We start from the raw sequence: 19,128 nt of genomic DNA, 5'->3' as shown, positions 1-19,128 counted from the left end.
TATCCTCCGGGGGCGACGACTCGCGCGGAGAATTCTACTCGATCGCGGTGTCGAACGGCATGCAGCAGGTCGATTCCGGCACCAAGATGATCCATCTGGGGCAAGAACACCACCAGCCGGATCATCTCGAAGGGCATCTCGGCGGGGCGATCGCAGAACACCTACCGGGGCCTCGTCTCGGCCCACAGACGAGCCAAGAACGCCCGCAACTTCACCAACTGCGACAGCCTGCTGATCGGCGACCGGTGCGGCGCGCACACCGTGCCCTACATCGAGTCGAAGAACGCGAGCGCGGTGTTCGAGCACGAAGCAACGACTTCGAAGATCTCCGAAGAGCAAAAATTCTACTGCCAGCAGCGCGGCCTCTCCGAGGAGGAGGCGACCGCCCTCATCGTCAACGGCTTCGTCCGCGACGTGCTACAGCAACTGCCGATGGAGTTCGCGGTGGAGGCCCAGAAGCTGATCTCGATCAGCCTTGAGGGCAGTGTTGGATAGGGAGGATTTGGATGGCTGCCTTTGACAAAGGTTTCGACGCATTTCGTGCCGAGCAAGATGCTGAAAATACTGCTCGGCAGCGGGATGCAGAAGCCAAGCGAGCACAGGTCGGCATCCTTTTCGATATCCTTAATGCCAGTTCATCTCGCCTCCATGAGAATCATCTCTCGCCCATCGTGAGGGAGGGAGAGCTATTTCTCATGTTCGGTGAGAATGAGTTTGCAAAGATTTCTCCTGCTGCGTCAGGCGATGAATTCAAGATAAAAGTCGGCTCACAATCGCAATCGTTCAGTGGTGATGCTGAGGGGTGCATTGAAGAGCTTGGTAAAATGGTGGCTAAAGCGATTCTCGCCCGTAACGAGGCCGAACGCAAAGCACGCTTGGCTACAAGGCGTAGGCCGTCCCGTGGTGGATGGATGTCAAATTAGGACGTTCCAAAAATGCTCGAAATCAAAAACCTCGTCGTGCAGATCGAGGACAACCGCATCCTCAACGGCCTGAACCTCACCGTGAACGACGGCGAGGTCGCCGCGATCATGGGCCCGAACGGGTCCGGCAAGTCGACGCTCTCCTACGTCATCGCCGGCAAGGAGGACTACGAGGTCCTCGACGGCGAGATCCTGCTCGACGGGCAGAACGTGCTGGAGATGGAGGCCGACGCGCGCGCGGCCGCCGGCATCTTCCTGGCCTTCCAGTACCCGCTGGAGATCCCGGGCGTCGGCACCATGACCTTCCTCAAGGCCTGCCTCAACGCACAGCGCAAGGCGCGGGGCGAGGACGAACTCTCGACCCCCGATTTCATCCGCGCGGTGAACGCGGCGGCCGACAAGCTCGAGATCGACAAGGAGATGCTCAAGCGCGCGCTCAACGTCGGCTTCTCGGGTGGTGAGAAGAAGCGCATGGAGATCCTCCAGATGGCGCTGCTGGCCCCGAAGTTCTGCGTCCTCGACGAGACCGATTCCGGCCTCGACATCGATGCCCTGCGCATCGTCTCCGAGGGGGTGAACGCGCTGCGCGCCGAAGGACGCTCGTTCCTCGTCATCACCCACTACCAGCGGCTCCTCAACCACATCGTGCCCGACACCGTGCACGTCATGTCGAAGGGCCGGATCGTGAAGACCGGCGGCAAGGAACTGGCGCTCGAACTCGAGGCCAGCGGCTACGCCGAGTACCGCGCGAGCGAGGCTGCGTGATGGCCGACGTCACCAATCTCCGCTCCCCCGCCGAGGCCGGCCTCTCCAAACTCTTCGAGTCCGCGCGGAAAAGCTTCGCCACCGAGCAGGCGATCAGCCGCGAGGAGGCGTTCCGCTTCTTCGAGGCGACCGGCCTGCCGAGCCGCCGGGTCGAGGCGTTCAAGTACACGGACCTGCGCGCCGCCATCACGGAGGCCGCCCCGCCCGCCGAGGCGCCGTCCGAGGATGCGGCCAAGGCCGCGGTTGCCGGTGCGACGGGCTTCGACGAGATCGAGGCCGCGCGCCTGACCTTCGTCAACGGCCATCTCGTGGCCGCGCTGTCCGATCTCGGCCGCCTGCCCGAGGGCGTGACGGTCACGCCGCTCAACGAAGCGCTTGCGCAGGGCGATGCCCGCCTGAAGCTGCTCGCCCCCGTCGAGCAGGTGCGCGAGAACCCGATCTATCAGCTCAACACCGCCTTCCTGGCGGACGGCGCGCTGATCTCGGTCGCCCCCGGTGCCAAGCCGCAGGTTCCGGTGCACCTGCGCTTCGTCGGCACCGGCGGAGCCGCGTTCTCGACCGCGACCCGCGTGCTGGTCGAACTCGGCGCGGCGTCCGAGTTCTTCCTGCTCGAGAGCCACGAGGGCCCGGCCGGGCTGACCTACCAGCCCAACGACGCCCTCGACGTGCGCATCGGTGACGAGGCCGCCTTCCGCCACACCCGGCTCAACCGGGAGGGGGATGCGGCCATCGCCCTCTCGACGCTCTCGGTGCGGCTCGACGCCCGGGCGCGACTCGAGACCGTCAACCTCGTCACCGGCGCCAGGCTCTCGCGCCATCAGATCTACCTGCACGTCGCGGGCGAGGACGCCGACGCCGTGGTCAACGGCGCGGCGCTGCTCGGCCACGGCCAGCTCGCGGACTCGACCCTGCTCGCCGACCACGCGGCGACCGGGGGCGTGGGCCGCGAGATGTTCAAGACGGTGATCGACGGCGATTCCACCGGCGTGTTCCAGGGCAAGATCATCGTCCGGCAGGTCGCGCAGCAGACCGACGGCAAGATGAAGTCCGACTGCCTGCTGCTGGCCGACGACGGTCAGATGATGAACAAGCCGGAACTGGAGATCTTCGCCGACGACGTGGCCTGCGGCCATGGTGCCACCTGCGGCGCGCCGGACGAGGATCTGCTGTTCTACCTCATGGCCCGCGGCCTGCCGCGCGCCGCCGCCGAGAGCCTGCTGGTCCAGGCCTTCGTCGGCGAGGCGGTGGAATCGGTCACGCACGAGGGCGCGCGCGACGCGCTGATCGGCGGGATCGAGGCGTGGCTGGCGGCACGGGGGTGAGCGGAGACCGCTCCGACGCTGCGACGGCCGGGCGCCATCTGGCGCTCGGCTGGCGATCGCCGCGGGCGGCGATGCGCGAGGCCGGAAGGACGATCGGCGAGGGGCGGCGGCTTGGCCTCGTCATCCTGTCCGGCGCCATCGTCGTGCTGGCGGATCCGGCCGAGGACGGCTTTCCGCGTTTCGTCGCCGCGCAGGCGGCGAACAGGGCGACCCTTGCGGCCTCACTCGGGGAGGTCGCCCTGTGGAGCGTCTGCCTCCTCGCGGTTCTGCCGCTCTTCTACGGCGGGGTGGCCGGAACGCTGTGGCTGTTCACGCGGCCGAGTCCCGCCAAGCCCGCGTTCGCGGCCCTGCGCACGGCGGTCGCGGTCGCGAGCTGGGTCTCGACGCTCCCGATCCTCGCCACCGGTCTGGTGGCCTCCCTCGCCGGGTTCGAGACCGTCGGCGGGGTTCTGATGCTAGGCCTGTGGACGGCCTATGCCGGCCTCTGCCTGTCCGAAGCCACGGGTCTCGATGCCCGCGCCGGCACCGGCCTCGCACTGGGCGCGACGGTTCTCGCATCCGTCGTGATCGCGGCAGCCATCGCTGGCCTCTACGGGACGCTGATCCACGACGACTTCGCGGGACTTGCCGACGGAGCGACGCCATGAACGCACCACTGCGCACCGATCGAGGCACCATGAGCTACGACGTCGAGGCAATTCGAAAGGAATTCCCGATCCTCTCGGAAAAGGTCTACGGCAAGCCGCTGGTCTACCTCGACAACGCCGCCTCGGCGCAGAAGCCCAAGGCGGTCGTCGACGCCATGGTCTCCTGCATGGAGACGGGCTACGCCAACGTCCACCGCGGCCTGCACTACATGGCCAATGCCGCCACCGAAGGCTTCGAGGGCGCGCGCGAGACCACGCGCCAGTTCCTCAACGCGGCTTCCACCGACGAGATCGTCTTCACCCGCAACGCGACGGAGGCCTACAACCTCGTCGCCTCCTCCATGGGTTGGGCCGGGCTGATCGGGGAGGGGGACGAGATCATCCTCTCGATCATGGAGCACCACTCCAACATCGTCCCCTGGCATTTCCTGCGCGAGCGGCGCGGGGCGGTGATCAAGTGGGCGCCGGTCGATGACGAGGGCAACTTCCTCGTCGAGGAATACGAAAAGCTGTTCAGTCCGCGCACCAGGATGGTGGCGCTCACCCACATGTCGAACGTGCTCGGCACGGTGACGCCGGCGGAAGACATCGTGGCAATCGCCCACGCCCACGGTGTGCCGGTGCTGCTCGACGGGGCTCAGAGCGCCGTCCACCGCCCCATCGACGTGCGGGCGCTCGATTGCGACTTCTTCGTCTTCACCGGCCACAAGGTCTACGGGCCGACCGGCATCGGCGTGCTCTACGGCAAGAAGGAGTGGCTGGAGCGGCTGCCCCCCTACCAGGGCGGCGGCGAGATGATCCACACCGTCACGCAGGACGCGATCACCTACAACGACCCGCCGCACCGCTTCGAGGCCGGCACCCCGGCCATCGTCGAGGCGGTCGGCCTCGGCGCCGCCCTGGAGTTCATGATGACGGTGGGGCGCGACAGGATCGCCGCGCACGAGGCCGGGCTGACGGCTTACGCGCAGGAGCGGCTCGGTGCGATGAACGCGCTGAAGCTGATCGGCACGGCCCGGGGCAAGGGCGGCGTCATCGCCTTCGCGATGAAGGGCGCGCATGCCCACGACATCGCCACGGTGATCGACCGTCAGGGCGTGGCCGTGCGCGCGGGCACCCACTGCGCCATGCCGCTTCTGAACCGCTTCGGCGTCACCTCCACCTGTCGCGCCTCGTTCGGCCTGTATAATACGATCCACGAGATCGACGCGCTCGCCGAGGCTTTGGCCAAGGCCGAGATGTTGTTCGCGTAAGTTCTTGAAGGAGTTTCGGCCGCCGGACGCGGGGGGCCGGAAGGAGTGATCCGATGAGCACCGACGCCACCATCACCGGCGGCACCAACACCCCCGCCCTCGCGGCCGCTTCCGCGATCCCCGCGGAAGAGATCGACCGCCTGACGGACGAGATCGTCGTCGCGCTGAAATCCGTCTACGATCCCGAGATCCCCGCCGACATCTACGAACTCGGCCTGATCTACCGGGTGCAGATCGAGGACGACCGGCGCGTGCTGATCGACATGACGCTGACCGCCCCGGGCTGTCCCGTGGCCGGCGAGATGCCGGGCTGGGTCGAGAACGCGGTCTCGGCGGTGCCGGGCGTTCAGTCCTGCCAAGTGACGATGGTGTTCGACCCGCCGTGGGACCAGAGCCGGATGTCCGACGAGGCCCGCGTCGCGCTGGACATGTGGTGAGGGACGATCCAATCGACCGACCTTGCGTCCCCCCGCAAGGTCGGCAGGATTCAGCCCTCCGGCGAGGGGGCGGCCGGGTCCCAGCGCGGTCCGAACGTCAATCCGTCGTAGATGTCCGACAGCGTCAGCCGCGCACCGATCTCGGGCAGATCGACGATCGTCTCGAGACCGTCGAACGTCTCGATCGCCCAGCCCTCGTCGTTGCGGCGATAGAGAAGAACCTGCGGCAGGATTGTCTCGACGAGGAGGATGCAGCGCAGAGTGGGATGGCGCTTGTACTCCTCCAGCTTGCGCGTTCGGTCGACGGCACTCGTCGAGGGGGAGGCGACCTCGACGACCAGCCGCGGTTCGCGGGCCTCGTCGGTGTCACGGACGAGTTCGGCGCACTCGACCATCACGTCGGGGCGTCGCAGATCGCGAATGCCGGTTCGGATCGCGATGTCTGCCGTCGTCGGCCGGCAGCCCGAGCCACGCAATTGTGCATGCAGCGAAGCGATGATGTTGACGGTGGCTCGGTCGTGCTGCGGGCTGCTGCCCGTCATCATCCGATGGCGCAGGATCGGAACGCCGTCGACGAGTTCGTAGCGCTCGTCCTGGTGGAGCTGCCACGCGAAAAACGCGTCCGGCGTCATCAGACGCTGCGCAGGATCGGCCATCGCACCCTCCGTCACCGATTCAGCATAGCACGGCTGCAATCACTCGGCGCATCGGGTCTCGCAGTGGACCCCCGCCCCGGGAGTGCTTATCTCTTCGAGACCCGAAAAAGACTCACCCGCCCGGGCCTTGAACCCGGCCGCAGGAGAGAGACGACGATGTCAGGTTTCAAGGTGATCACGCTGACCGACCGGGCGGCGGATCGGATCAAGGCGATCATGGCCGATGCGGAGAGGCCGATCGCCGGCTTGCGCGTCGGCGTGAAGAACGGCGGCTGCGCCGGCATGTCCTACACGATGGAATATGCCGAGGCGCGGAAAGCCGGCGAGGACGTGATCGAGGACCGGGGCGTGACCGTGTTCATCGATCCGAAGGCGGTGCTGTTCCTGCTCGGCACCGAGATGGATTTCCGGACGACCAAGCTGTCGTCCCAGTTCGTGTTCAACAACCCGAACCAGACCTCGGCCTGCGGCTGCGGTGAGTCCGTGGCGATCACGCCGGCGAATCCCGACCGCCTGGCGGCCGGCGCCCCGGCCTGATCGGAAGTCCGCCGCCCGTCATTAGGCGAGACCGATACGGCGGGCGAACGATGTCGGGCAGCCCTGAAATGGTCCCTCCCGGCGCCGTCGCGCCCTTAAGATGGCTTTGCCTGACGCCTCGCGGACGGTTCTGGTCTGCCTCTCCGTCGTTGCGAGGCTCGGCGCAAGCAATCCAGTGCGCCGTGATGTCCGAAAAGGTCGCGGGTGCCGGAACGCTTCGCTCCGGCGACGACGGAGCCGGCCCGCCTCACGCCACGTCGCGCAAGCCGGCGACCTCGGTCTCGTCGAGGGTGCGGTTGCGGCCGGCGCGCTTGGCGGCGAACAGGCAGGCATCCGCCCGCTCCAGCAGCGAGACGGCGTTGTCGTCCTCGCGCTGGGTCGCGACCCCGAGCGAGACGGTGACCTTGCCGAGCGACTCGCCCGTCGAGCGCTTCACCAGTTCGCGGCCTGTCACGCCGGTGCGCACCCGCTCGGCGATGACGCGGGCTTCCGTTCCGACCGTCTCCGGCAGGACGATGCCGAACTCCTCGCCGCCGAAGCGGGCGAGGGTGGCGTTCTCGTGGCCCACATGCTCGCGCATCACGATCGCGACGAGGCGCAGCACCTGATCGCCGGTCAGGTGGCCGTAGAGGTCGTTGAAGCGCTTGAAGAAATCGATGTCGAGGACGATCAGGCTGGTCGGCCGGCCGCCGCGCCCGGGGGCCGACGGCACGCCGACGGTCCGGCGCAGGGCCTCCTCGAAGCTCTTGCGGTTGCCCAATCCCGTCAGCGCGTCGGTCAGGCTCTCCAGGCGCGCCGCCTCCAGCGTCTCGCGCAGCGTCTCGATCTCGCTGCGGCTCTCGCGCATCCGCGCTTCGAGGGTGCGGTTGTTGGCGGTCACGTCGCGGGTGTTGGCGATGATCGTGGTGACGATCTCGCGCAGCCTCGTCCGGCTGGTCGCCGTGTTGGCGATGTCGTGGGTCAGGGCCTGGAGCGACTCGCCGTACTGTGCGGTGGAGCGGATCGAAACCTCGATCATCTCCATGATGCCCTCGACCTCGGCGATCAGGCTGGAATTCATCCGGTCCACCTCGACCGCGAGGCGGCGCCGGTCGATGTAGGTGTCGTGCAGTTGCTCGATGTCGGCGCTCGTCAGCGTGCCGTGCTGCGTGGTGAGCCGCTTGATCGCGTCGTTCATCAGCGGCTGCGTGCCGGCCACGTAGAGATACCACACGGCGTAGGCGCGCGGGGTGGCGCAGGTGCAGTAGTCGCGCATCAACTCGAAGCTGCGTTGCGCGAGGACGAGGCTGCGTTCACGGTCGGGATCGGGGCCGTGGCTCATCCGGTGACGTGGACTCCTCCGGACGGGGCGCGGCGCCCTCGAAATCTGATCCGGCGCCCGGAGTGTCGCTCCAGAACCTCGCCAGGACGTTAAGAAGATGCCGGAAAGCGCCGTCCGCCGATCCCCGTCGCAACCCGCGGCTGAATCCGCGAACCTGCCGCTACTTGCTCTTCCCGAACCCGGTCGGTTTCAGCAGGAAGGCCGGTACGTGCGAGCCGAGGCCGACCGGCGTGTCGTCGTCCTCGTCCCGGCGGGAGGGGCGCCGCTCGCCGCGCGGGCGCTCGGAGACGCCGCGGGCGGCCTCGCGCACGGGCGGGACCGGCTCCGGCTCGCGGACCGGATCGCGCCGCGCATCCTCGCCGCGGCCGCGCTCGGCGGCCGGGCGGCGCCCGCCGCGGGAGCGGCCCTCGCCCGCCCTCTCACCGCCCCGGTCGCTCTCGTGGTCGCCGCCCTTCTCGGGCCCTTTGGCCCGGCGGCTGCCGCGGCGGCGGCGCGGCTCGTCGCCCTCCGCGTCCTCGGGCAGGGTCGCGAGGCCGCCGTCGAGCCATTCGATCGGCCGGCCGATCAGGCTCTCGATCGCCGAGAGCGAGCGCTCGTCGGCGCGGCTCGCCAGGGTGAAGGCGTGACCGGCGCGGCCGGCGCGGCCGGTGCGGCCGATCCGGTGGACGTAGTCTTCGGGGTGGTGCGGCACGTCGAAGTTGAAGACGTGGCTCACCGCCGGGATGTCGAGGCCGCGGGCGGCGACGTCGGAGGCCACCAGCAGCGGCGTCTCGCCGGTGCGGAAGCCGTCGAGGGCGGCCATGCGGGCGCGCTGGTCCATGTCGCCGTGCAGCGCCGCCGCGTTGAAGCCGTGGCTGGTCAGCGAGCGCTGGAGCTGGGCCACGTCGCGCTTGCGGTTGCAGAAGATGATGCCGTTCTTCAACGCATCCGCCGAGCGGATGAGGTGGCGCAGGATCCTGCGCTTCTCGTGGCCCTCCGCGCCCGTGGCCACGAGGCGCTGCTCGATGGTCGTGGCGGTGGAGGAGGGGCGGGCGACCTCGACCCGCTGCGGGTTCGAGAGGAACATGTCCGCCAGCCGCTCGATCTCCGGCGGCATGGTCGCGGAGAAGAACAGCGTCTGGCGCGTGAACGGCACCATCTTCACGATGCGCTCGATGTCGGGGATGAAGCCCATGTCGAGCATCCGGTCGGCCTCGTCGATGACGAGGAGCTCGACGCCGGTCAGCAGCAGCTTGCCGCGCTCGAAATGGTCGAGCAGGCGCCCCGGCGTGGCGATCAGCACGTCGGTGCCGCGGGTGAGCTTGGCGTCCTGGTCGGCGAAGGAGACGCCGCCGATGATCAGCGCCACGTTGAGCTTGTGGTTGGTGCCGTAGCGCTCGAAATTCTCCTCGACCTGCGCGGCGAGTTCGCGGGTCGGTTCGAGGATCAGGGTGCGCGGCATGCGGGCCCGGGCGCGGCCCGACTCCAGCATGGTCAGCATCGGCAGGGTGAAGGCGGCGGTCTTGCCGGTTCCGGTCTGGGCGATGCCGAGCACGTCGCGCCGGGCGAGCACGTGCGGGATCGCCTGGGCCTGGATCGGCGTCGGCTCGGTGTAGCCGGCCGCGGACACGGCCTGGAGAACCTTGTCGCTCAGTCCAAGATCGGCAAAAGACATCGGGTCGGAAAAACCATTGTGCGCGTGGGATGGGCCGATCGGGGGCTCAGAACTCGCGCCGGCGGCTGATCGCGAGAGCCGTGCGCGGTACGCCGTCACGCGTCCGAACGCGCGCGACACTTAGACCCCTGTGCCTGCTTGTCAATCGACTGCGGCGGCCTGAGGCCTTCGCGGGCATCGGGAAGGCACGGCTGCACCCGTGGACATCCTGCGCGCGTCCGCAACGCTGTTATTCGCCCGGCGGGGACCGGTGCCGTCAGTTACCGCACGCCCGCGCGCAGGGGCGCTCCCAGCGCGCATGGGTCGAGCCGCGTCGCCTGCGCCCGGGGGCCGATCGAGCCGGTCACCTCCGGGTCGCCGGGCAGGCGGGCCGAGCGCCGGTGCGGGTCGGTCGGCTTGGCGGCGTGGTGGGCGAGCGCCGTGGCGGCGAGGCCGAGGACCAGTGTCACCTTGATCGACCAGGCGAGGGGACCGCGCGGTCTGGAGGAGCCGGAATCGAGGGACATGGGCGCGCATCCGTCCGCCCGGCCGCTCCCGGAAGCGGAGTGCCGGCAGGGGCCAGCATCGCCCGGACAGGGTTAATGCGGACTTGCCCGAGGACCTGCCCCAAGGACTCGCCCCAAGGACCTGCCCAGGCGCCGCAGGGTTCCGTTAACCGTATCGGCGTTAGGTTTCGTCCGAACGTTTGACTGTTGCCGGTTTTCGACAGGGCGAGCCGCCGATGTGCGCAACGGCACATCGGGCCGGGGCGGACGCTCACGGCCGGGTAAGCTTCACCTTTCGTTGACGGGTTCGGGTGCATTCATCGCTTCATCGCAGGAGGGCGACGGATACCGGGGAGATCCCCCGGACCACTTCACACAAGCACCGGCTCCCGCCAAACCAGGACACGACACGATGAAAAGCCTGCTTCTCGCTTCGAGCGCGCTCGTTGCCGCCACGGTCGCCGCCTCGGCCGCCGACCTGCCCCGCCGCGCGGCGCCCCCGCCGGTGTTCCAGCCGGTGCCGGTCTTCACCTGGACGGGCTTCTATGCCGGTTTCAACGCCGGTTACGGCTTCGGCACCCAGGACGACCGTGCCCCGACCGTGCTCGGCGTCGGCCCGGCCTCGCTCCTCGTCCCCGCCGGCACCACGGCCGTGGTGGCCTTCAACAACCGCGAGGCCAACGAGGGCTTCGTCGGCGGCGGCCAGATCGGCTACAACTACCAGTTCACCCCGGGCTCGGGCTTCGTGATCGGTGTCGAGGCCGACGCCCAGTACGCCGATTTCGGCCGTAGCCGGAACCGCTTCCTGACGACCAGCCCGCTGGCCGCCCAGCAGGTGTTCAACCCGGCCGGTCTCTCGGGCCTCGACTTCTTCGGCACCGTCCGCGGCCGCCTCGGCTACGCCTTCGACCGCACCCTCGTGTACGGCACCGGCGGCTTCGCCTACGGCTCCGGCGGCGGCCGCGACTTCGGCACCGGCGTGTCGAGCGACGACTTCCAGACCGGCTGGGCCGCGGGCGGCGGTATCGAGTACGCTCTCCCGACCGACTCGTTCCTGAACTTCTTCAAGTCCTCGGCCGTGACCCTGAAGGTCGAAGGTCTCTACGTGAACCTCGACCGCGGCACCGGCGGCCGTGGCGCCTTCGCGGTGGACAACCAGGGCCGCACGGTCACCGTGACCAGCCCGGGCGTCGTGCTCGTCAGCGGCGGCCAGCAGGTGCGCGACACCGAGTTCGCCGTCGTCCGCGCCGGCCTGAACTACAAGTTCGGCTCGTACTGAGACCGAACAGCCGGCAGTCCCTCATCGGACGGCCGGTCGTCCTCGGAAAAGCCCGGCCGCGCGCCGGGCTTTTTCGCGTCGGGCGCCTCGCCTCGGGCGACGGCCGCGGTTAAGGTCTCGCTTACCATCCTGGCCGATCCTGCCGGCACGGGGCCCGCGCGCCGGCGCCCGCAACCGCCACGGCGAGACCCGGCATCCGCATGACACCCGGCACGACAGTCCGCACCGCACGGCGGATGGCCCCGGTCGATCGGGGCGGGCGCAGGCGGACGCTTCTCTGCGCCGCCCTGTTCGCGAGCCTCTGCGGGCCTGTCCCCGCTGTCCGGGCCGAGCAACCGCTCTACCTGCGAATCCGCTCGAACCCGGAGGCCCCGCTCGACGGGGCCGCCGCGCAAGGGCCGACATCCGGGCCGGCATCCGGGCCCGCCGCCGATGCGCCCCCGCGCGAAGAATCCGTGTGGGAGCGCAGCGACCGGCGCGCCCGGATCGCGATCGCCTCGGTCTGCGCCGGATGTCTCGCCCCGCGTTCCACGTTGCGCGCGTTCATGCCCTCGTCCGTGGCGGAAGCCCCGGGCTCCGACACGCCTCCGCCCGTCCCCTCACCCTTCGCACCGACAGCAGGTGATCCATGACCCAGGCCCATCCGACCACCGGCGCGACCGTCGATCCGGAATGCCCGGTCTCCCTCGAACAACTCGGCGCGGTCTACCGTGCCGACGAGTACGACCTGCCCTATATCCTGGAGACGATCCCGGCGCTGACGCGGGCCAAGCTCGCGGCCTATCTCTACGGCAAGAGCCACATGCACCAGCTCGGCCTGAAGGTGGCCCGCGCCTGCGAGCGCGACGACCTGATCCGGGCGGTGGGCGAGATCGGCGCGGTGATCTACGGCCAGTCGCGGCTCAAACCCGCCCAGGCCGCCCCCGAGGTCGAGGTTCCCGCCGGCCGGGGCGCCCAGGCGGCCCCGCCGAAGAAGGTCAAGATCAGCCTCGGCGGCTCCGCCGCCAAGGGCCGCAGTTTCGATTGAGTTCGGGCCGCTCCCGTTCGCCGGGCGAACGGGAGCGGCCTCGATCCTCGTATTGTGATGCGTATCGTTCCCGAAGGCGGCCGTCGCGCTCGGAAACGATGTCTCGGGACGGCTTGGGAAGATTCGATGTTCGCATCGTGGTGGAAGCTCGGCCTCGACACGACCATGCTCGCCTTCGAGGCGCAGTCGGTGATCGCCCTGCGGATGGCCAAGCTCGCGACCGGCGGCAGCGCCGCCCATCTGGAGGCGCAGCGCATGGTCAGCGAGAAGGTGTTCGCCGCCGGCGAGGCGGCGATGCAGTTCGCCACCGGCGCCTCGCACGGCACGGTGGTGGCCGGCTACCGTCGCAAGGTCCGGGCGAACCAGCGCCGTCTCTCCCGCGGTGCGAAACGCGGTTAACCGTACCTTAACCATCGGCTTCCATCGTTCGGGCTCGGGTCGGACGATTTCAGGAGAGCTTCATGGTGCTGTGCGAGACGAGCGTGCGCGAGCGCGCCTACTACATCTGGGAGGGCGAGGGCCGGGTGTTCGGCCGGGCCGAGGCCCACTGGCTGCAGGCCGAGGCCGAGCTGCGCCGGACCGGCGTGACGGTCGAGGCCAGGGCGGACGCCGCGCCGGCCGAGGCCGCCAAGCCGCGGGCCGACCGTGCCAAGACCACCGTGGCCAAGACCACCGTGGAAGCCAAGGCCGCGGCGAAAACGGTTGCCGTGAAGGCGCCGGCCGAGGTGCTGGCGGGCGTCGCCAAGGCTGCCAAGGTTGCCAAGTCGGCGAAGGCTCCTGCCAAGGTCTCCGCGAAATCCGCGGAGAAGCCGGCCGCGCGCCGCGCCAAGGCCCGCGCCGGGGCCGAGGCCGCCGTCCTGCACTGAAAACCTTCAGGCCGATGCGGTTCGAGAGCCCGCCGCCCCTCGGGGCCGGCGGGCTTTTCGCTTTTCGGGGAGGCTTTTCGCGCACACGAACGGCCGCGGGGAACGCGGGGCAGGCCCGGCCGTTGCCCATCGCACGCCCCGCGACGCGCGGCGGCGATCTCACGGACCGGGGACGGACTTCGCGATGCAGGCGCTGATCGGACGGAGTGTTGCGGTCGCGCTGCTCGGCGCGGCGACCCTGGCGATTCTGCCCGCCGCGGCCGGGCCCGGGCGTGGCGACGCGGCGTTCGACGCCGCGCCCGCGGTCCCGGCGGTCGGCGGCCGGGCGCCCTGGAATGCGCCCTGGGAATACGATTCCGGCAGCGGCAACGACCGGCGGCCCGAACTGCCCTACTACCAGCAGGGCCGCGGCCAGCAGACCGGCGGTCCGGCCCGCAACCTCCTGCCGGACGACGGCCTTCGGATCTTTCCGCGCTGAGCGCCGGCTTTTCGGATGAGCGCCCGCATCAGGGCCGTCGTGTTCGACATCGACGGCACCCTCCTCGACAGCGTCGACCTGCACGCCCGCGCCTGGGCCGAGGCCTTCGCGCATTTCGGGATTCGTGTGCAGGAGGCGGACGTTCGCCGCCAGATCGGCAAGGGCGGCGACCAGCTTCTGCCCGTCTTCGTGGACGCGGCGCGGCTCGCCCGGGAGGGCGAAGCGATCGAATCCTACCGCTCCGACCTGTTCAAGCGGGCCTATCTGGCGCAGGCTGAGCCGTTTTCCGGCGTGCAGGCGCTGTTGAGCCATGTGCGCGATGCAGGCCAGATTGTCGCGCTGGCCTCCTCGGGCAAGGCCGACGAAGTGGAGAAGTACCAAAGGATCCTCGGCATCGCCGGTCTCGTCGACGTGGTGACCACCTCCGACGCCGCCGACCGTTCGAAGCCGCATCCCGACATCTTCGAGGCGGTGCTGGAGAAGCTCTCCGGCATTCCCAGGGAGGCGGCGATGATGGTCGGCGATACGCCCTATGACGCGCAAGCCGCTGCACGCGCTGGGCTTTCCACCATCGGCGTCCTGTGCGGCGGCTTCCCCGAGGCCGAGCTGTCGGCGGCCGGCTGCGTCGCGATCTACCGCGATCCGCAGGATCTGCTCGACGGCTACGGCCGCTCGCCGCTCGCATGAGGGGAGCGGGCGTCGAAAACCCGTGGGCTGTCGATCCGCCGCTTGAGGGAGCCGCTAACCGCGAGCCGGCAAACCTATGGCGTCGCGATTTGGAACCGTTTAAGAGCGCGCCCCGCGGGGGCGAGCCCGCTTCCGGATGCGATCCATGCAGAGCACGGCCGAGACGGTGATGACGACCTCGAAATCCCTCCAGCAGCAGGTTGCCGAAGCGATCGAGGACCGGGCCCTGCCGATCAGCCGGCTCCTGCGCCTGATGTGGGCGCTCGATGCCGACCGCAGCGCCGCCAACCAGAACCTGCGGGCCCGGCTCCGCGCCCGAATCGGCGCACCGCCGAGCGCCTGAGCTTTTCCGCGCCCTCGGCACGCGTCGAGACGCCGTGCGAGGAAGGTCGGCTGAACCACTCAACGGCTTTCTTGGGCTTTCTCGCCTTTCGGAGGTTGCCGCGCTCCGAGAGGTTTTCCGCTTAAGAGCCTCGTCCCGAAAGGTGGCTGCCGGCTTGTCTGAAAAGACGACGCTCCAGGCGCTGCCGTCAGGCCTCGGCGGGCGCCTCGATCCGGCCGGCGCGCAGGCGCACGGTGCGGTCGCACAGCCGGGCGAGGCCGGGATCGTGCGTGACCAGCACCAGGGTCGCGCCGCGGTCGCGCTTCAGGCCGAACAGCAGCTCCACGATCTGCCGCCCGGTCGCCTCGTCGAGGTTGCCGGTCGGCTCGTCGGCGACCAGGATCGCCGGATCGGGCGCGAGCGCGCGGGCGATCGCCACCCGCTGCTGCTCGCCGCCGGAGAGCTGGGCCGGGTAGTGCCGCAGCCGGTGGCCGAGCCCCACCGCTTCCAGTTCCGCCGCCGCCCGCCCGTGCGGATCGGCCGCGCCGGCGAGTTCAAGGGGCAGCGCCACGTTCTCCAGGGCGGTCATGGTCGGCACGAGGTGGAAGGCCTGGAACACGATGCCGATGTTGCGGCCGCGGAAGCGCGCGAGCCCGTCCTCGTCGAGGCCGCCGAGATCGGTGCCGGCGATGGTGACGCGGCCGGTATCGGGCCGCTCCAGCCCGGCCATCACGGTGAGCAGGGTCGACTTGCCCGAACCCGAGGGGCCGACGAGCCCCACCGCCTCGCCCCGCTCGACATCGAGCGAGATGCCGCGCAGGACATGCACCCGCGCCGGGCCACGGCCGAGGCTCAGCTCGATCTGCGACAGGGAGACGGCCTTGTTCGACATCAGGCACCGACCGATCTTGGCAAGGGGCTTGAGAGCCACACGGACAGGTTCGAGCGAAAGGACACGGCTTTGCACCAGGACACGGCCTTGCACCACGCGCACGAGGCGGAAGCCGAATCCGGTGACGGGCTTGTGTCACGCTCGCGCCCCCGGCGCGAGACGCCCCGCCCCGATGTGGGGCCGCCCCGCCCCCGGCGCAGGGCCGTGCTGATGCTCCTCTTCGCCGCAGCCACGCTCGCGGGCGCCGCCGGCCTCCTTCCCGGCGCCGGGCGGGCCGCCGACGCGCCGCTCAAGCTCGTCGCCTTCGGCGACAGCCTCACCGCGGGCTACCGCCTGCCGGCCGAGGCCGCCTTCCCCGCGGTGCTGGAGCGGGCCTTGAAGGCCAAGGGGCACCGGGTCGAGATCGCCAATGCCGGCGTGTCGGGCGACACCAGCACCGGCGGGCTCGACCGGCTCGACTGGTCGGTGCCCGAGGGCACCCAAGGGGTGATCCTCGAACTCGGCGCCAACGACATGCTGCGCGGCACCGATCCGACGGTGACCCGCAAGGCGCTCGACACGATCATCGTGCGGCTGAAGGAGCGCGGCATCCCGGTGCTGCTCGCCGGCATGCTGGCCGCGCCCAATCTCGGCACCGAGTACCGCGCCCGCTTCGACGCGATCTATCCCGATCTCGCCAAGGCGCACGGCCTCGTCCTCTACCCGTTCTTCCTCGACGGCGTGGCGGGCCGGCGCGCCGACACCATGGATGACGGGCTGCACCCCACGGCCAAGGGCGTCGAGCGGATCGTCGAGGGCATCCTGCCCACCGCCGAGACCTTCGTGGACCGCCTGGAGCGGAAGGGTCCGTAGCGATGCCGCGCCTGTTCACCGGTCTCGAGATCCCGGCGGCGATCGCCGAACGGCTGTCGTTCTTCCGCGGCGGCCTGCCCGGCGCCCGCTGGATCGAGCCGGGCGACCACCACGTCACCCTGCGCTTCCTCGGCGAGATCGACGACGTGGTCGCCGCCGATGTCGATGCCGGCCTGCGGGAGGCGCGGGCGCGCCCGGCCTTCGCCGTCACGCTCGACGGCCTCGCGAGCTTCGGCGGCGACCGGCCGCGGGCGCTCTACGCCTCGGTCGTGCCCACGCCGGCGCTGACCGGCCTGCAGGAGGAGCACGAGCGCATCGCCCGCCGGGCCGGCGCCGCGCCGGAGCGGCGCAAGTTCACGCCCCACGTCACGCTCGCCCGCCTCAACCGCGAGGCCACGCCGGAGGCGGTGGCGCGGGTGCTGACGCAGGCCGGCGTGTTTCCCCGCCTGGCCTTCACGGCGCACCGCGCCGCCCTGTTCTCGGCCCGAACCTCCCGCGGCGGCGGTCCCTACCTCGTGGAGGCGGCCTATCCGTTCGCGGATGGCGAATGCGAGCCGGACGAGGGAGAAGACGGCCGGCGCCCCGTGTGATGCCGCCAGGGCATCGCTCGAAGCCGCTCAAGCGGCTTCGCGGCGCCAAGGGACACGGGCAAGAGCGCCGCGCGGAGCGGGTTTTTCAGGACATTCGTCCTGAGAAACATCGAGCGGAGCGAAAGCCTGAGCCCGCGGAGGCGGGCGCCGGCGACTGAGGCTGGCAAGAAAACCAGGGCCATCGCTTCAAGCGATGGCCCTGGTGACGCCGCGTTCCGCCCTTGCTTTAAGCGCCCGCTTGCGGCATGAGGCGAACCGCGCCGCGCGCGCCGTAGGAGTGTAGCTCAACTGGTCAGAGCACCGGTCTCCAAAACCGGGGGTTGGGGGTTCGAGTCCCTCCACTCCTGCCACGGCGCCCGCGAACCGCCCGCGAGCGGCAGCCCTTCCGAACCCATCGACAAGCCGGATCACTTGCGCTAGAGCGGGCGCATTCCGAGATCCTCAGAGGCCGTCGGTGCGGGACGTTTCCGTCCCCGCACCGCGATCGGCGGTTCCCGGAACCCTGTCCGGTTTCAGTTGCGCCATGGCATCGAACGAAGCGACCAAGAAAGCCGACGCGGCGCGCGGACCCCATCGCGGCGCGGCGCCCGCAGCGCCCCAGCGCGCGACCCCGCCGGCCCGTCCCGCGCCGAAGCGCGTGGGCCCGGCGGAGTTCCTGGGCGAGGTGCGCGACGAGGCCCGCAAGGTCACGTGGCCGACCCGCAAGGAGACCACGATCACCACCGTGATGGTGTTCATCATGGTGGTGGTGGCGAGCCTGTTCTTCGTCGCCGTCGATCAGGTGCTGCGCTTCGCCGTCAGCCTGATCCTCGGGATCGGCGCCTGAATCATCGCGGGCGTTCTTCGAGAACGCCGAGGAGTTGAGAAGACCCGTGTCGAAGCGCTGGTACATCGTCCACGCCTACTCGAACTTCGAGAACAAGGTCGCCCAGTCCATCAAGGACCAGGCGGCCCAGCGCGGGCTGACCGAGCTGTTCGACGAGGTCATGGTGCCGACCGAGAAGGTCACCGAGGTCCGGCGAGGCCGCAAGGTCGATGCCGAGCGGAAATTCTTCCCCGGTTACGTGCTGGTGAAGTGCGACCTGACGGACGAGGTCTACCACCTCATCAAGAACACCCCGAAGGTGACCGGCTTCCTCGGCGCCGACAAGGCCAAGCCGGTGCCGATCCCGGATGCGGAGGCCGAGCGCATCAAGGGGCAGGTGCAGGAGGGCGTGGACCGCCCCAAGCACACGGTCTCCTTCGAGATCGGCGAGACGGTGCGCGTCTCAGACGGCCCCTTCGCCTCCTTCAACGGCACCGTCGAGGAGATCGACGAGGCCCGCTCGCGCCTCAAGGTGGCGGTGTCGATCTTCGGCCGCGCCACCCCGGTCGAGCTGGAATACGGGCAGGTCGAGAAGGCCTGATCGTAAGGGGCGAATGGCGAATGGCGAATGGCGAACGGAAGGTGTCAGGCCTTCCGGCGCCGAGCCATCCGCCGATCGTCCTCCGGCAATGTCGTTGGCGACCGGCGAGCTGGGGCACGGCCCCATTCGCCATTCGCCATTCGCCATTCGCCATCGACCGCGGGAGATCCGCCCGGCTTCGCCTCCGGGATCGCGTTCGGATCGCACCGCGACCTGCAACCGCCCGTCCGTCCGTGCCGAGGCAGCGCGGGGACGCGCAAATCTTGGGAGCAGTCCCATGGCGAAGAAGATCACGGGCTACGTGAAGCTTCAGGTCCCGGCCGGCGCCGCCAACCCGTCGCCGCCGATCGGCCCCGCGCTCGGTCAGCGCGGCCTCAACATCATGGAATTCTGCAAGGCCTTCAACGCGAAGACCGCGCAGATGGAGAAGGGGACCCCGATCCCGGTGATCATCACCGCGTATCAGGATCGCTCCTTCACCTTCGAGATGAAGCAGCCTCCGGTCACCTTCTTCCTGAAGAAGGCGGCGGGCCTGAAGCTCGGCAAGAAGCCGGCCTCCGGCTCCAAGACCCCGGGCAAGGGCGGGACCGTCGGCAAGATCTCCGAGGCCCAGCTCCGCGAGATCGCCGAGAAGAAGATGCCCGACCTCAACTGCGACAGCGTTGATTCCGCCGTCGCCATGATCCGCGGTTCCGCGCGGGCCATGGGCCTCGAAGTCACGGCCTGAGG

The 19,128-nt window shown here is 69.6% G+C and carries 24 protein-coding genes, 1 tRNA gene and 1 pseudogene; 21 read left to right on the top strand and 5 right to left on the bottom strand.

Annotation, left to right across the window (positions count from 1 at the left end; all coding sequences use genetic code 11):
- The 7 genes and pseudogenes from PGN25_22910 to PGN25_22880 all read left to right on the top strand — a co-directional run bounded on the left by PGN25_22910 (nucleotide 1) and on the right by PGN25_22880 (nucleotide 5,347).
- A pseudogene (locus tag PGN25_22910) lies at nucleotides 1-495 on the top strand (SufD family Fe-S cluster assembly protein).
- 11 nt (nucleotides 496-506) lie between these two features.
- Complete coding sequence (locus PGN25_22905) at nucleotides 507-923, top strand: hypothetical protein (GenBank protein MEH3120353.1); 417 nt, start codon at nucleotides 507-509, stop codon at nucleotides 921-923.
- A gap of 12 nt (nucleotides 924-935) precedes the next feature.
- On the top strand, nucleotides 936-1,688 hold the full coding sequence (gene sufC / locus PGN25_22900; GenBank protein MEH3120352.1) for a Fe-S cluster assembly ATPase SufC: 753 nt from the start codon (nucleotides 936-938) through the stop codon (nucleotides 1,686-1,688).
- Nucleotides 1,688-3,010: a SufD family Fe-S cluster assembly protein gene (locus PGN25_22895; protein ID MEH3120351.1), complete on the top strand. Its 1,323-nt coding sequence runs from the start codon at nucleotides 1,688-1,690 to the stop codon at nucleotides 3,008-3,010. Before sufC ends, PGN25_22895 begins: the two co-directional genes overlap by 1 nt.
- On the top strand, nucleotides 2,989-3,657 hold the full coding sequence (locus PGN25_22890) for a hypothetical protein (protein MEH3120350.1): 669 nt from the start codon (nucleotides 2,989-2,991) through the stop codon (nucleotides 3,655-3,657). The genes PGN25_22895 and PGN25_22890 overlap by 22 nt, the downstream gene beginning before the upstream one ends.
- Nucleotides 3,654-4,910: a cysteine desulfurase gene (locus PGN25_22885; GenBank protein MEH3120349.1), complete on the top strand. Its 1,257-nt coding sequence runs from the start codon at nucleotides 3,654-3,656 to the stop codon at nucleotides 4,908-4,910. The genes PGN25_22890 and PGN25_22885 overlap by 4 nt, the downstream gene beginning before the upstream one ends.
- A gap of 53 nt (nucleotides 4,911-4,963) precedes the next feature.
- Nucleotides 4,964-5,347 (top strand): SUF system Fe-S cluster assembly protein, encoded by a 384-nt coding sequence (locus tag PGN25_22880; GenBank protein MEH3120348.1) that lies wholly within the window; start codon nucleotides 4,964-4,966, stop codon nucleotides 5,345-5,347.
- A gap of 50 nt (nucleotides 5,348-5,397) precedes the next feature.
- Here PGN25_22880 and PGN25_22875 read toward each other — a convergent pair whose 3' ends face one another.
- Nucleotides 5,398-6,003, bottom strand: a complete 606-nt coding sequence (locus tag PGN25_22875; protein ID MEH3120347.1) for a Uma2 family endonuclease — start codon at nucleotides 6,001-6,003, stop codon at nucleotides 5,398-5,400.
- Nucleotides 6,004-6,159: 156 nt separating this feature from the next.
- On the opposite strand from PGN25_22875, the gene PGN25_22870 reads away from it, so the two are divergent.
- Nucleotides 6,160-6,540, top strand: a complete 381-nt coding sequence (locus PGN25_22870) for an iron-sulfur cluster assembly accessory protein (protein ID MEH3120346.1) — start codon at nucleotides 6,160-6,162, stop codon at nucleotides 6,538-6,540.
- Nucleotides 6,541-6,787: 247 nt separating this feature from the next.
- On the opposite strand, the gene PGN25_22865 is transcribed toward PGN25_22870, so the two are convergent.
- The 3 genes from PGN25_22865 to PGN25_22855 all read right to left on the bottom strand — a co-directional run bounded on the left by PGN25_22865 (nucleotide 6,788) and on the right by PGN25_22855 (nucleotide 10,021).
- Nucleotides 6,788-7,861: a diguanylate cyclase gene (locus PGN25_22865; GenBank protein ID MEH3120345.1), complete on the bottom strand. Its 1,074-nt coding sequence runs from the start codon at nucleotides 7,859-7,861 to the stop codon at nucleotides 6,788-6,790.
- A 160-nt stretch (nucleotides 7,862-8,021) separates the two neighbouring features.
- Nucleotides 8,022-9,515: a DEAD/DEAH box helicase gene (locus PGN25_22860; GenBank protein MEH3120344.1), complete on the bottom strand. Its 1,494-nt coding sequence runs from the start codon at nucleotides 9,513-9,515 to the stop codon at nucleotides 8,022-8,024.
- 260 nt (nucleotides 9,516-9,775) lie between these two features.
- Nucleotides 9,776-10,021 (bottom strand): hypothetical protein, encoded by a 246-nt coding sequence (locus PGN25_22855; GenBank protein MEH3120343.1) that lies wholly within the window; start codon nucleotides 10,019-10,021, stop codon nucleotides 9,776-9,778.
- 391 nt (nucleotides 10,022-10,412) lie between these two features.
- On the opposite strand from PGN25_22855, the gene PGN25_22850 reads away from it, so the two are divergent.
- The 7 genes from PGN25_22850 (at nucleotide 10,413) to PGN25_22820 (ending at nucleotide 14,680) form a co-directional block, all read left to right on the top strand.
- Nucleotides 10,413-11,279 carry a porin family protein gene (locus PGN25_22850; GenBank protein ID MEH3120342.1) on the top strand — a complete coding sequence of 289 codons (867 nt, stop codon included), beginning with the start codon at nucleotides 10,413-10,415 and terminating at the stop codon, nucleotides 11,277-11,279.
- 628 nt (nucleotides 11,280-11,907) lie between these two features.
- A complete protein-coding gene (locus PGN25_22845; protein MEH3120341.1) occupies nucleotides 11,908-12,306 on the top strand; it encodes a hypothetical protein in 399 nt (132 codons plus the stop codon).
- Between the two features lie 126 nt (nucleotides 12,307-12,432).
- Nucleotides 12,433-12,705 (top strand): hypothetical protein, encoded by a 273-nt coding sequence (locus tag PGN25_22840; protein MEH3120340.1) that lies wholly within the window; start codon nucleotides 12,433-12,435, stop codon nucleotides 12,703-12,705.
- Nucleotides 12,706-12,767: 62 nt separating this feature from the next.
- The gene (locus tag PGN25_22835; GenBank protein ID MEH3120339.1) at nucleotides 12,768-13,172 is read left to right on the top strand and encodes a DUF2934 domain-containing protein; all 405 of its coding nucleotides are present in this window, start codon (nucleotides 12,768-12,770) and stop codon (nucleotides 13,170-13,172) included.
- Between the two features lie 184 nt (nucleotides 13,173-13,356).
- The gene (locus tag PGN25_22830; protein MEH3120338.1) at nucleotides 13,357-13,650 is read left to right on the top strand and encodes a hypothetical protein; all 294 of its coding nucleotides are present in this window, start codon (nucleotides 13,357-13,359) and stop codon (nucleotides 13,648-13,650) included.
- Between the two features lie 15 nt (nucleotides 13,651-13,665).
- Nucleotides 13,666-14,337, top strand: coding sequence for an HAD family hydrolase (locus tag PGN25_22825; protein ID MEH3120337.1), 672 nt, complete (start codon nucleotides 13,666-13,668; stop codon nucleotides 14,335-14,337).
- A gap of 145 nt (nucleotides 14,338-14,482) precedes the next feature.
- Nucleotides 14,483-14,680, top strand: a complete 198-nt coding sequence (locus PGN25_22820; protein MEH3120336.1) for a hypothetical protein — start codon at nucleotides 14,483-14,485, stop codon at nucleotides 14,678-14,680.
- 187 nt (nucleotides 14,681-14,867) lie between these two features.
- Here the strand turns inward: PGN25_22820 and PGN25_22815 are convergent, their stop codons facing one another.
- Nucleotides 14,868-15,551, bottom strand: coding sequence for an ABC transporter ATP-binding protein (locus tag PGN25_22815; GenBank protein MEH3120335.1), 684 nt, complete (start codon nucleotides 15,549-15,551; stop codon nucleotides 14,868-14,870).
- 210 nt (nucleotides 15,552-15,761) lie between these two features.
- Between PGN25_22815 and PGN25_22810 the strand changes: the two genes are divergently transcribed.
- From PGN25_22810 to rplK, 6 genes are all read left to right on the top strand, one after another.
- Nucleotides 15,762-16,403, top strand: a complete 642-nt coding sequence (locus PGN25_22810) for an arylesterase (protein ID MEH3120334.1) — start codon at nucleotides 15,762-15,764, stop codon at nucleotides 16,401-16,403.
- A gap of 2 nt (nucleotides 16,404-16,405) precedes the next feature.
- A complete protein-coding gene (thpR, locus tag PGN25_22805; GenBank protein ID MEH3120333.1) occupies nucleotides 16,406-16,993 on the top strand; it encodes an RNA 2',3'-cyclic phosphodiesterase in 588 nt (195 codons plus the stop codon).
- Between the two features lie 273 nt (nucleotides 16,994-17,266).
- Nucleotides 17,267-17,343, top strand: a tRNA-Trp gene (locus PGN25_22800).
- A gap of 173 nt (nucleotides 17,344-17,516) precedes the next feature.
- Nucleotides 17,517-17,819, top strand: a complete 303-nt coding sequence (gene secE / locus PGN25_22795) for a preprotein translocase subunit SecE (GenBank protein MEH3120332.1) — start codon at nucleotides 17,517-17,519, stop codon at nucleotides 17,817-17,819.
- Between the two features lie 46 nt (nucleotides 17,820-17,865).
- Nucleotides 17,866-18,399 carry a transcription termination/antitermination protein NusG gene (nusG, locus tag PGN25_22790; GenBank protein MEH3120331.1) on the top strand — a complete coding sequence of 178 codons (534 nt, stop codon included), beginning with the start codon at nucleotides 17,866-17,868 and terminating at the stop codon, nucleotides 18,397-18,399.
- Between the two features lie 277 nt (nucleotides 18,400-18,676).
- Nucleotides 18,677-19,126 carry a 50S ribosomal protein L11 gene (gene rplK / locus PGN25_22785; GenBank protein ID MEH3120330.1) on the top strand — a complete coding sequence of 150 codons (450 nt, stop codon included), beginning with the start codon at nucleotides 18,677-18,679 and terminating at the stop codon, nucleotides 19,124-19,126.
- Nucleotides 19,127-19,128 lie beyond the last annotated feature (2 nt).

The sequence above is a fragment of the Methylorubrum populi genome (genome assembly GCA_036946625.1).
Classification (GTDB): Bacteria; Pseudomonadota; Alphaproteobacteria; order Rhizobiales; family Beijerinckiaceae; genus Methylobacterium; species Methylobacterium populi_C.
This window is presented reverse-complemented; position numbering and strand designations above follow the sequence as displayed.